Source organism: Mycobacterium sp. C31M, assembly GCF_053345865.1.
The window spans coordinates 136,795-148,325 of sequence record NZ_JBKFAX010000003.1 but is presented as its reverse complement, the minus strand read 5'-3'; the positions used below and the strand labels follow the sequence as shown (position 1 = coordinate 148,325).

Below are 11,531 nucleotides of genomic sequence, written 5' to 3'. Positions count from 1 at the left end.
GCCAGCCTAGCCTGCGGTGGTGCCGGTGGGTTCCGCGCTGAAACCGGTCAGGGCGGTGACCACCGAGACCGCGGCATCGGAGATGACTTCGCGGCTGACGTTGAGCCTGCCGTCGGCCCAATCCAGGTACAGCGCGACCAGCGCGCCGCCGAGGGCGGTCGACAGGATCTGGATGCGGGCCGGATCGCCGGTCAGCAGATCGCCCAGGTGCGCGCCCAACACCGGTATCAGCGCGCGGACGAAGGCCGGGGTGCGGTTGACGCTGTGCTTGTGCAGGGTGTCGTCGGCGAGCGGTTCGCGCAGCAGGATCCGCGCCCGTCGGGGGTCCTGTTCGAAGAAGTCCGCGCAGCTCTCCAGGACCTCGCGCACCGAGCCGGCCGGCTGGTTGACGATATGGGCCAACAATCGTTCTTCGACCTGGTTGTACACCGCGACCAGCAGGTCTTCCCTGGTCTCGAAGCTCTCGTAGAAGTAGCGCGGGCTCAGCTGCGCCTCGCGACACACAGCGCGCATGGTGACCCCGGCGGCTCCGCCGGAACCGAGCAGACTCTCGCCGACGTCGAGCAGTTGGGCACGCCGATCCGCGGAACGGTCACGCAGCGTCTGGCCGCGCCAGCGCTTCGGCGATGTCACGGCCACGATCCTCTCACGGCCCAATCGGGCCTTGCCCACACTCAAGTGGAATCGTATGCTTCCAGTTGCTCTGAGGCTCAGAACACTGCCTATGCCACGAAGAGGAATCAACCGTTGTCCATGAATCCAGCCGTCACACCAGAGTGCGGTTACTTCGGTCCAGAGTCGGTCACCTGGCGGGTGCTCACCTCACCGGCCGCGGCGCTGATGATCGCGCAGATCACCAATCTGCTGGAGGTTCCGCATATCGACTTCCAGCGGGTGCTCTTGCACCATGACCCACTGTTTCCGACCAACTCCCGTCGTCAACGCGGCCACCGCACCGGCAAGACCGGACATTTCCACGACCGACTTCGCCGCACCCTGGCGGTGCCCCTGCCGATCGTGTTCGGCGACCGTGCCGCCGCCGATTCGTGTGCACGCCGACTGTTCGACTACCACCGCCCGATGACCGGACCCGATTATGCCGCGATCGCCCCCGAATCGATGCTGTTCGCCGCGGTCACCATCAGCCATGCCGCCCTGATCGCCTACGAGAAGTTCGACCTGGTGGACGGCCGTCGCCCGGCCCGACTGCCGGCGAACGACCGCGACCGGTACTTCGCCGAGATGGCGCAACTGGCGCTGCTCATGGGGGCGCCCGCCGATCGGATCCCCACCACGGTCGCCGACGTGGCGGCCTATTACCGTTCGGCGGCATCAAAATTCACCGCTTTGCCCGGATTTCAGCGTGCACAGGTGCAGACCGCACTGGCGTTGCTGCGCCCAGACGGCGACGCGGACATCCGCGCGACCTTCACCGATATCGTGTTGATCGCTTCCGTCATCGTCGCCTACGCGGCACTGCCCAGGCCGTCCCGGCGGGTCAACGGACTGCCGCGCGCGGCGGATCCCCTTCTGGCCGCGGTCTATTGGGGATCACTACCGGCGTTCGCACTGCTGCGCATCGGGGCGGTGCGCCGAGCACTGGTGCGCGGCTATCTCGGTGCGGCGGATGCGGCGGTACTGGCCGCGGCCCGTGACCGACTGAGTGCGGGAGAGGCCGCGTGAACACCATGGCCCCGTGGGAGGCGCTGGCCCGGTTCGACGAGCTACCCCCGTGCCGTACGGATCTGCTGCAGGGCAGGTGGTCCGGACAGGAGATCTTCACGGGCCATCCGCTGGACGGTTCGCTGGCCAATGTCTCCTGGTACGGCAAACAGTTCGACAGCCCGGCCGAGGTACACCCGCTACTGGTGGCCGATTCCGGGGGCAATCCGTTTCCGCTCGACCCCTCGCTGGTCCCGATGTTGTTGATCAGCCACCCGATCAGCACTCCGTCGCTGGTGAAAACCCTTGCCCCCAAGGCAATGACGCTGCTGCGGCCACTGGTCCAGGCGCGGGGTCACGGGGCGCGGGTGGACGAGATTCGCCACCGCAGCGTCCATACCGCGGCGATGGCCTACAACGACCGGCCGATCGTCGATGTGTTCCGCACCATCGACCAGAACACCGTGCTCGGTTGCATGGAGTACCCCGGCATGCCGCGCCCACATTTCTTTGTCCTACAACGAGATAACGGAGGTACCGATGTTCGATGAGGAGCAGTTCCAGGCTGCGCTGGCCCGGCCACGGCTGCAGGGGCATGTGCCGACGTATCTGAAATCCAATCGGGCCGAGCCGATCCGGGTATTGCAGGAGGACGAACTGCAGGCGATGACCACCCAGTGGTTCGTCGACTTCGACCGCCGCCTCGAGCACTACAGCAAGGCCTTCGACACCGACATGTCCTGGGTGATGACCTGGGCCAAGAAGTACTGGTGGAGCTTCCTGGTGCGCGATATGGACAGCAACCACGAGCTGTACGCCCCCGACATCCGCTACACCGACGTCACCACCTTCGGTCGCACCATCGTCGGCATCGACGACTTCGTGACCTACAACTTCGCCTTCTTCGACGCAATCCCCGACTGGCGCTACGACCCGCTGCCGGACCAAGTGTTCATGGATGTCACCCCGGAAGGCAAGTTCCGCTTCGTCATCCGCTACATCGGCAGCGGGCACTGGACCGGCCCACTGCGACTGTTCCCGTATGACGACACCGCACCCGCCATCCATGGCGACGGCCGTTTCATCCAGGCGCCGGCGGTGGACCGCTACCAGTTCAACGCCGACGGACTGATGGACGAGGGCGAGACCCTCTACGACATCCTCGATGCGCTGCAGCGCGGAGGAGTGCTGCCCCGCGACGACAGTTGGCAGCTGCATGCGCTGTTCGCCGCGTCCAAGGTCCCGGCGGCGGCGTCGCGGCTGCAACGCCGACTGGGCTCGCTGGTCGGCCGCGGCTGAAAAGTAGGCTTGGCCGGGTGCGGCCCACCCGTGACTTCGCCCGCCGGGCCACCCTACGGCGGTCGATCGGCCTGCTGAGCTCGTTCCGGTTCGAGCAGACCGACCCGGCCCGGTTCTACGGTGCGTTGGCCTCCGACACCGTCGACATGGTGGCCGACCTGTGGACCGGTGTGAACGCGACGACACCGGCGGGGCGCACCGTGCTCGATGTCGGCGGCGGCCCAGGCTATTTCGCATCGGCGTTCACCGCAGCGGGGATGAGCTACATCGGTGTCGAGCCGGACCCCAGCGAGATGCACGCCGGCCCGGCCGGCGAACCCGGTGCCGGCACCTTCGTCCGCGCCTCCGGCACCGCGCTGCCCTTCGCCGACGGCAGCGTCGACATCTGCCTGTCCTCCAACGTCGCCGAGCATGTGCGCGAGCCATGGCGGCTGGGCAACGAGATGCTGCGCGTCACCCGACCCGGTGGGCTGGTGGTGCTGTCCTACACGGTGTGGATGGGCCCGTTCGGCGGCCACGAGATGGGGCTGACGCACTATCTGGGCGGGGCGCGGGCCGCCGAGCGGTACACCCGCAAACACGGGCACCGGCCGAAGAACGACTACGGCTCGTCGTTGTTCGCGGTGTCCGCGGCCGACGGGCTGCGGTGGGCGCGTTCCACCGGAGCGCTGGTCCACGCATATCCGCGCTACCACCCACGATGGGCCTGGTGGATGACCGCGGTGCCAGGGTTTCGGGAGTTCACGGTGAGCAATCTGGTGCTGGTGCTGCAGCCCTGAACTGCAACAGGTTCTCGTTTCCCCGATTTCTGGGTAGTGTGACGGATATGACACAGACGGCGTTCAAGACAACGTGGGACAAGCTGTTCATCGGTGGTCAGTGGGTCGAACCGTCGACCTCGGAGGTCATCGAGGTCTTCTCTCCCGCCACCGAGCAGAAGGTCGGGCAGGTGCCGCTGGCCGCGACGGCGGATGTTGATGCCGCCTGCGCCGCCGCCCGCAAGGCCTTCGACGAGGGACCGTGGCCACGGATGACACCGAAGGAACGCGAGGCCGTCCTCGCCAAGGCCGTCGAGCTGATCGAGGCCCGCGCCGAGGAGTTCAAGCACCTGCTCAAGCTGGAGACCGGTCAGCCGGCCACCATCGTCGACATGATGCAGTACGGCGCCGCGATGACGACGCTGCAGTTCTACGCCGCGGGCGCGGACAAGTTCGCCTGGCAGGACATCCGCGACGGCCTATACGGGCAGACCCTGGTGCTCAAGGAGCCGGTCGGCGTCGTCGGCGCCGTCGTCGCCTGGAATGTGCCGTTCTTCCTGGCCGCCAACAAGCTGGGCCCGGCCCTGCTGGCCGGCTGCACCATCGTGCTCAAGCCCGCCGCCGAGACCCCGCTGACCACCAACCTGATGGCCGATGTGTTCGCCGAGGCCGGCCTGCCCGAGGGCGTGCTGTCGGTCGTCCCGGGCGGCGTCGAGACCGGTCGGGCGCTGACCGACAACCCGGCGCTGGACAAGTTCACCTTCACCGGGTCCAGCGCCGTCGGCAAGGAGATCGGCAAGATCGCGGCCGAGAAGCTCAAGCCGTGCACACTGGAACTCGGCGGTAAGTCCGCGGCGATCATCCTGGAGGACGCCGACCTGGACTCCACGCTGCCGATGCTGATCTTCTCCGGTCTGATGAACTCCGGGCAGGCGTGTGTGGGCCAGACCCGTATCCTGGCGCCCCGCTCGCGTTACGACGAGGTCGTCGAGAAGGTGGCCGCCGCGGCCGCCGGCATGCAGGCCGGCCCGCCGGATGACCCGGCCTCCATGTTGGGCCCGCTGATCTCGGAGAAGCAGCGCGAGCGCGTCGAGGGTTACATCAAGAAGGGCCTCGACGAGGGCGCCCGACTGGTCACCGGTGGTGGCCGGCCCGAGGGTGTGGACAACGGCTGGTTCGTGCAGCCCACGGTGTTCGCCGATGTCGACAACTCGATGACCATCGCCCAGGAGGAGATCTTCGGGCCGGTCCTCGTGGTGATCCCCTACGAGGACGAAACTGACGCGGTGCGCATCGCCAACGACTCGGTGTACGGCCTGGCCGGTTCGGTGTACACCACCGACTTCCCCAAGGCCATCGAGATCGCCAAGCAGATCCGCACCGGCACCTACGGCATCAACATGTACGCCTTCGATGCCGGCGCCCCGTTCGGTGGTTACAAGAACTCCGGTATCGGCCGTGAGTGTGGCCCGGAGGGCATCTCGGCCTACTGCGAGTCCAAGAGCGTACTGCTGCCGTTCGGGTACACCCCGGATTAGCACTCACCCTTTCTGCGCGAGCTGGGCGCACCTCCCGCTTGCGGGGGAACGTGAATGGTCGCTGAAACCTGGGTTTCGGCGACCATTTGCGTCTTCTCGCGGGGCCACCGGAACATGAGAGCCCACTCATCCGGGCCTCCTTTGTGCCTCATGCTCGGCGGCGAACCTTGTGGTGTCAGAAAAAACACCTCACAAGGAGTTGGCATGCAGAACCCGAAATTGCTCGTCGTCGCGCTGGCCCTGGCCGGTATGGGCTTCGTCGGCGCCGGTGCGGCATTCGCCGAGTCGCCGGCACCCCTCACGACCATCGGGACCACCGTCCTGGCCGACAATGACTGGGACGACTGGTACGACGACGACTGGGATGACCGCTGGGACGACTGATCCTGTTCCGCCGAAACGAACAAACGGGCGGGAAATTCCGAGGTTTCCCCGCCCGTTTGTTCGTTTGGGCCGTCAGGGGATGTCCTCCAGGCGGTAGCCCATACCGCGCAGGGTGACGAAACGATCGGGCCCCAGTTTTCGCCGCAGGTAGCGGACGTAGACGTCGACCACGTTGGAGTTGGGGTCGAAGTCGTAACCCCAGACATGGCTGAGCAACTGCTCCCGGGACAGCACCTGGCCCGGATGCCGCAGAAATGTCTCGGCCAGCGCGAACTCGCGTGCCGACAGATCAACCGTCCGGCCGGCGACGTCGGCGCGCCGGGTCCGCAGGTCCAATTGCAGTCCGCCATAGGCCAACACCGTCAACTCGGCGGCCCGGTTGGAGCTCAGCCGCAGGCGCACCCGGGCCAGCAGTTCCTCGAACCGGAACGGCTTGGGCATGTAATCGTCGGCACCGCCCTCCAATCCCGCCACGGTGTCCTGCACATTGTCGCGGGCGGTCAGCACGATCACCGGGATGGTGTTGCGCGCATCGCGCAGCTTGCGCAGTACCGCGAAGCCGTCGAGGCCGGGGAGCCCGATATCCAGGATCATCAAGTCGAATCCGCCGGTCACGGCGTAGTCGTAGGCGGAGACTCCGTCGGCGACGACGGTGACCGCAAACCCGTTGGCGGCCAATCCTTTCTCGACGAATGACGAGATACGCGGTTCATCCTCGGCGATCAGAACGCGGGCCATGGCCCTCCCCTTCCGGTGGTGCGACATGTGCGGGAACGACAACGGTGAACGCGGCCCCACGTCCCGGTGTGCTGTCGAGCAGTACCTCGCCGCCGTGTCCGTGCGCGATGGCACGCACAATGGCCAAACCCAGTCCTGCTCCGTCGGAACGCTTTCCGCCGGCACTGCCGCGGCCGAAGCGCTCAAAGATACGAGCCCGGTCGGTTTCGTTGACCCCGGGCCCGGTATCGGCGACCCAGAATCGCAGCCAGCCACCGGCGATCTGCGATCCGACACTGATCCGGTCACCCGGCCGGGTGTACCGACAGGCGTTGTCCGCCAGGGCCACCAGCGCCTGGGTGATTCGCTGCGGGTCGACGACGGCGACCACCTGCGCCGAGGCATCGAGTGCGAACTCGCGTTGACCCAGGCGTCCGATCTTGCCGTAGACATCGGCGGTCAATGCCCCGATGTCGACCGGGATCGGCTGCAGAAAGGCCGGCTGCTCGGCGCGGGCCAGCAGCATCAGATCCGACACCATGCGGTTCATCCGGTCGAGTTCGTCGTCCACCAGGGCGACGGTGGACAGCACGTCGTCACGATCGTCGGCGTCGACGACCTCGAGGTGCCCGCGCACGATCGTGATGGGGGTGCGCAACTCGTGGCCGATATCGTCGATGAACCTGCGCTGCGCGGACACCCCCGCCTCGACCCGGTCCAGCATGCCGTTGACGGTGCCGACCACCGCATCCAGTTCGTCACCCTCACCGGTCGACGGGATACGTTGGGACAGATCGGTTTCGGTGATGTTGTGGGCGGTGTCGACGATATCGCGCAGTGGTGCCAGGATGCGTCCGGCCACCAGCCAGGCGGCACCGGCCGCGCCGAGCACGGTCAGCGCGCCGACCACCAGCATGAGTCGGGCGGCTTCGTCGGCACTGGCGCGCTCGGCGTCACCGAGGTAGGCCGCGACGATGACGCCGCGGCCGGCGTTGCCATCCAGGATGACCGGGATGGCAAGGTAGCGCACCTCTCCGGCGTCCGGGTGCTCGTAACGCCCCTCGGTGGGGGCGGCGATGTCGGCGACCAGCGCGGTGAACGCGGCGTCGCCGGCCAGGATCTCGGGAGTGCCGGGTTCCTGCCGACTCTGAGCGCGGTACTGCCCGTCGACGTAGCCGAGGAACTTCTCGTTGGGGCGGGCGATGTTGTAGGCGATGGCCTCGAGGATCACCTCGTCGACCGCCGCGAACGGCTCGCCGGTGCGCGGGTTGATGCCCGGCGCGCTGATCTCGGCAAACTCCTGCACCTCGAAGCGCAACGCCTCGTCCATCCGGGTGTTGATGCCCGATACCAGTAGCCGCCAGGTCACGAAGGTGACGATGCCGAGTGCGGCGAGCACCAGCAGCAACATCCAGGCGATGATGCGGGTGCGTGCCGTCGCGGGCACCAGTCGTCGCCAGACCGAGCGTGCCGGCGGGTGCGGGGGCATGTCGTCCATCCTGCCCGGCGGCCCATCCGATGCGTTCAGTCGTCCCAGCCCCCGTCATCGTCGTCGTCGCTGGTGATCGCCGGGGGCGGGGCGGGCACATCCATGCGCGGGGGCGGCGGTGGAGGTGGCGGTGGCACCTTCGGCTGGGCGGTGACGCGCGGGGCGGGGATGCCCGGGGCGGGGGCGGTCGGGGGATTCGAGCGCGGCACGTTCGGCCCGTCGGCCCCCGGCAGATCCGATCCGGGGCGGGCGGGGTCCGCAGGTGCCTCTGGCCGTTGCGGGGCATGCACGACGATCGGCGACGCGGGTGCCTCGTCGGCGCTGCTGGTCATGGATACGCCGACCGCGGTGGCGGCACCCGCGACCAGCACGGCCGCAATAGGTACCAGGATCGTCGCCCTCATACATCCAGCCTCGGTGGCGGCGGTGTCCGGCAGGTGAGACGGAGATGAGAACGCTCTCATCTGCCCCACCGAGGCTGCCGAAACTCGCGTACCCGGGGTGATCCGGGCGGCGGTTTCACCCCGGGTACGCGGGTTTCGCCGAGGCCGGGACTGCCGGCCCGCTGGTGCGGCGCGGATCACAGTTTGTGCCCTCGAAACACCGGGCATAGACCGGCGTGCCCCTCAGATTTCACAAGAGAAAGCCCGGACCCATGAAGCGTGACGTCGCAGCCGAACTCGACGTGGATATCACCGCACCGACCACGTTGGAATTCCAGATCGCCGTGGCCCCGCATCCCGGGGCCGAGGTGACCGAGTCGCTGTCCTTCCTGTTGGACGGCAAAGAGATCGCCGCGCGTGAGCTGTCCAGCGCACACGGCAGCCGGATCCACATCTTCGACGCACCCGTCGGCAACCTCAAGGTCAGCTACGCCGCCACCGTGATCGGGCAGACCGACCCGGCCCCGGTCGACAATGTCGATCTGTCCACCTATCTACGGCCCAGCCGGTACGCCGAGGCGGACAAGTTCTACGGTTTCGCCGCAACGGAATTCGGTCAGTTCGCCGATTCGGCGACGCTGCTGGAGAAGGTGTCGTCCTGGGTGGGCACCCGTCTGAGTTACGTTCCGGGATCCAGCGATCCGATCGACGGCGCGGCCGACACCCTGCTGGCCGGAGCCGGCGTCTGCCGCGATTACGCACATCTGGTGGTGGCGCTACTGCGCGCGGTGAACGTCCCGGCCCGGCTGGTCGCGGTGTACGCGCCAGGTTGCGCGCCGATGGACTTCCACGCCGTGGCCGAGGCCTATGTCGACGGGCAGTGGCGGGTGGTCGACGCGACCTGCCTGGCACCACGGCAGACCATGGTGCGCATCGCCACCGGACGCGACGCCGCGGACACCGCATTCCTGGACAACCACGGCGGGTCGATCACGCTGAACAGTGCGACGGTGACCGCGGTGGTCGACGGCGACCTTCCGCAGGATCCGATCAGCGAGTTGGTGTCCATCCGCTGACACTGCCGAAACTCGCGTACCCGGGGTCATTCCGGCCGGAATCACCCCGGGTACGCGAGTTTCGCCGAGCTCAGGGACGTCACCAACCTGGAAGGACGAACACCGCCCAGGCCACGAGTGGGGCGACGACGATCATCGACATTCCCCAGCGCAGCAGCTGACTCATCACCCGGTCCCGGTCCTCCTCAGCGGAGTTCGCCACGATCAACGCCCCCGTGGTGGAGAAGGGTGACGCGTCGACGATCGACGATGCCAGGCTCAGCGCGATGAGCATCGCCACCGCGTTGACGTCGCCGGACAGCAAGAACGGCACGGCCAGCGGGACCAACGCTCCGAGGATTCCCGTCGTGGAAGCAAATGCCGAGACCACGGCGCCGATCACGCAGATCAGCAATGCGATCAACAGTGGCGAATTCAGAAGGGCCACCGTGTCGGACAGATAGGCGACGGTCCCGACATCCTGCAGAAGACCCACGTAGGTCACGATGCCGACGATCAGAAAGACCGACGGCCAGGCGATCTTCGGCAGAGCGGCTTTCGCCACCTCCGGTGAGAAGATGCTGAGCAGCACCGCAAGGGACATCGCCACGAATCCGATATCCAGGTTCGTGAAGACGACGATTCCCACCATGACCACCAGACCGGTCAGGGTCGCCGCGATCTGCCGGGTCATCGTCGGACGCACCGACAGCACCGGGTCAACGACGCGTTCTGCCACCAACTGACCACCACGCGGGCTCGGGCCGCCAACGCCCGGCATGCCTTCACCGCCTACCGCGGCACCGCCCTCAGATATCTGCTCGGCTAGCCCGTCTCGCCGACGAGCGCGGCGGGTGACGACCATGAACAGCAGATAACACAGCACCGCGTTGGCCAGGAAGCAGCTGATGAACAGCACCAGGGGAGAGGACTGCACCCCGTTCTCCACCGCGACGTCGTTGACGATGATGCCGAAAAGGCCGATCGGCGAGAACTCACCGGCGCTGACGCCGTTGGCCACCATTAGCCCCATCAGCAGCGGGCTGATCCCGTATCGATGGGCAAGCCGCATGGCTGTGGGCGCCAGGATGGCCACCGCCGCCGGTGGAACCGCCCCGATTCCGGCCAATCCGGCGGCCACCACGAACATGATCCAGGGGAACGCCCACACTCTTCCCCTGACCAGATTGACTGCCCGGTCGACCAGCCAGTCGATCGTTCCGTTGACCTGGGCGATGGCGAACAGATAGGTCACCCCGACCAGGATCACGAACAGACCGGCCGGAAATCCCGACAGGATCTCCTTCTCGGACAGGCCGGCGACGCCCAGACCGATCACAAAGGTGGCGACGAATGCCAACGCCCCCATGTGCACATTGAGAAACGTCGCGATCAGGAACACCGCGAGAAGTCCCAGAATGGAAATCAATTCGATCGACATGGTGGGTTCCTCGGTCTCAGTGCTTCGCGATCAGACTGCCGAACCCATCGAACTGGTCACCAATGCCCATGGCCCGCAGTGCATGCCAGTAGATCACCGTTCCCACCGCCCAGACAGGCTTTCCGAGCTCCTCCTCCAACACCGGCGCCAGCCGGCCGAAACGCAGGTTGGTGCCGAGCTGGATGATGGCGTCCGGATTGTCAGAGTCGGCAACCCGGACCGCTTCGCGCAGCCGGTCCTCGGTCTGGGAGGCAACCTCGATGATGCTGCGGCACTTGAGGCCTTCGACGGCGACGACCTCGAAACCGCGGCCCTCGAAATAGGCGACGGCGTTCTTCTCGATCACGGGGTAATACGGCGTCACCAACGCGAGCTTCTTGGCGCCGACCTCGTGCAGCGCCGCCTCGGCAGCCTGGGCCCCCTGGGACACGTCGACGCCGGACACTTCCCGCAGGTGATCGAGCAGCGCGAAGCTGCCTTCCACCCCACCCATGAAGCTCTGCGAGGACATCCCGAGCACCAGGTGGTCGATCAGAGCTTCGTTCAGTCGGTTCACCGAATCGTCGAGATTGGCCGCGACATGGCGCATGATGATCGACCAGTCCTCGTCCTCGGCGATGGACTGGTTCGGTACGTAATACCGGTCGACGGCATTGATGACACCTTCGGGCCGCATGTCCATCATCTCGTTCTCGACGACGACGTTCGGGCCGGGCGTCATGACGCCGATGACACCGCGCGGCCCCATGGCGTTGCGGTAGCGGGTGCGGTCATGAGTGGTTCCGGTGATCGCGGCGGTCATATC

The 11,531-nt window shown here is 66.7% G+C and carries 13 protein-coding genes; 7 read left to right on the top strand and 6 right to left on the bottom strand.

The features are described 5' to 3' along the window. Nucleotides 1-6 precede the first annotated feature (6 nt). On the bottom strand, nt 7-633 hold the full coding sequence (locus tag ACLBYA_RS05625) for a TetR/AcrR family transcriptional regulator (RefSeq protein ID WP_447708371.1): 627 nt from the start codon (nt 631-633) through the stop codon (nt 7-9). A 120-nt stretch (nt 634-753) separates the two neighbouring features. Here ACLBYA_RS05625 and ACLBYA_RS05620 point away from each other — a divergent pair, with 120 nt between their 5' ends. From ACLBYA_RS05620 to ACLBYA_RS05595, 6 genes are all read left to right on the top strand, one after another. Continuing rightward, a complete protein-coding gene (locus ACLBYA_RS05620; protein ID WP_447708370.1) occupies nt 754-1,683 on the top strand; it encodes an oxygenase MpaB family protein in 930 nt (309 codons plus the stop codon). A 5-nt stretch (nt 1,684-1,688) separates the two neighbouring features. Then, complete coding sequence (locus tag ACLBYA_RS05615; protein WP_447708657.1) at nt 1,689-2,213, top strand: GXWXG domain-containing protein; 525 nt, start codon at nt 1,689-1,691, stop codon at nt 2,211-2,213. Further along, nucleotides 2,203-2,961 carry a nuclear transport factor 2 family protein gene (locus ACLBYA_RS05610; protein ID WP_447708369.1) on the top strand — a complete coding sequence of 253 codons (759 nt, stop codon included), beginning with the start codon at nt 2,203-2,205 and terminating at the stop codon, nt 2,959-2,961. Before ACLBYA_RS05615 ends, ACLBYA_RS05610 begins: the two co-directional genes overlap by 11 nt. A 17-nt stretch (nt 2,962-2,978) precedes the next feature. Continuing rightward, on the top strand, nt 2,979-3,740 hold the full coding sequence (locus ACLBYA_RS05605) for a class I SAM-dependent methyltransferase (protein WP_447708368.1): 762 nt from the start codon (nt 2,979-2,981) through the stop codon (nt 3,738-3,740). Nucleotides 3,741-3,787: 47 nt separating this feature from the next. Beyond that, nucleotides 3,788-5,257: an aldehyde dehydrogenase gene (locus tag ACLBYA_RS05600; RefSeq protein ID WP_447708367.1), complete on the top strand. Its 1,470-nt coding sequence runs from the start codon at nt 3,788-3,790 to the stop codon at nt 5,255-5,257. A gap of 204 nt (nt 5,258-5,461) precedes the next feature. Continuing rightward, complete coding sequence (locus tag ACLBYA_RS05595) at nt 5,462-5,641, top strand: hypothetical protein (protein WP_447708366.1); 180 nt, start codon at nt 5,462-5,464, stop codon at nt 5,639-5,641. A gap of 72 nt (nt 5,642-5,713) precedes the next feature. On the opposite strand, the gene ACLBYA_RS05590 is transcribed toward ACLBYA_RS05595, so the two are convergent. The 3 genes from ACLBYA_RS05590 to ACLBYA_RS05580 are packed head-to-tail and all read right to left on the bottom strand — an operon-like array spanning nt 5,714 to nt 8,251. Next, nucleotides 5,714-6,379, bottom strand: coding sequence for a response regulator transcription factor (locus ACLBYA_RS05590; RefSeq protein WP_447708365.1), 666 nt, complete (start codon nt 6,377-6,379; stop codon nt 5,714-5,716). Next, nucleotides 6,351-7,847 (bottom strand): sensor histidine kinase, encoded by a 1,497-nt coding sequence (locus ACLBYA_RS05585; protein WP_447708364.1) that lies wholly within the window; start codon nt 7,845-7,847, stop codon nt 6,351-6,353. The genes ACLBYA_RS05590 and ACLBYA_RS05585 overlap by 29 nt, the downstream gene beginning before the upstream one ends. 35 nt (nt 7,848-7,882) lie before the next feature. Continuing rightward, complete coding sequence (locus ACLBYA_RS05580; protein ID WP_447708363.1) at nt 7,883-8,251, bottom strand: hypothetical protein; 369 nt, start codon at nt 8,249-8,251, stop codon at nt 7,883-7,885. Between the two features lie 251 nt (nt 8,252-8,502). On the opposite strand from ACLBYA_RS05580, the gene ACLBYA_RS05575 reads away from it, so the two are divergent. Continuing rightward, nucleotides 8,503-9,306, top strand: coding sequence for a transglutaminase-like domain-containing protein (locus tag ACLBYA_RS05575; protein WP_447708362.1), 804 nt, complete (start codon nt 8,503-8,505; stop codon nt 9,304-9,306). A gap of 79 nt (nt 9,307-9,385) precedes the next feature. Here ACLBYA_RS05575 and ACLBYA_RS05570 read toward each other — a convergent pair whose 3' ends face one another. Then, nucleotides 9,386-10,726 (bottom strand): SLC13 family permease, encoded by a 1,341-nt coding sequence (locus ACLBYA_RS05570; protein ID WP_447708361.1) that lies wholly within the window; start codon nt 10,724-10,726, stop codon nt 9,386-9,388. Nucleotides 10,727-10,742: 16 nt separating this feature from the next. Further along, nucleotides 10,743-11,528 carry a maleate cis-trans isomerase family protein gene (locus ACLBYA_RS05565; protein ID WP_447708360.1) on the bottom strand — a complete coding sequence of 262 codons (786 nt, stop codon included), beginning with the start codon at nt 11,526-11,528 and terminating at the stop codon, nt 10,743-10,745. Nucleotides 11,529-11,531: the final 3 nt, after the last annotated feature.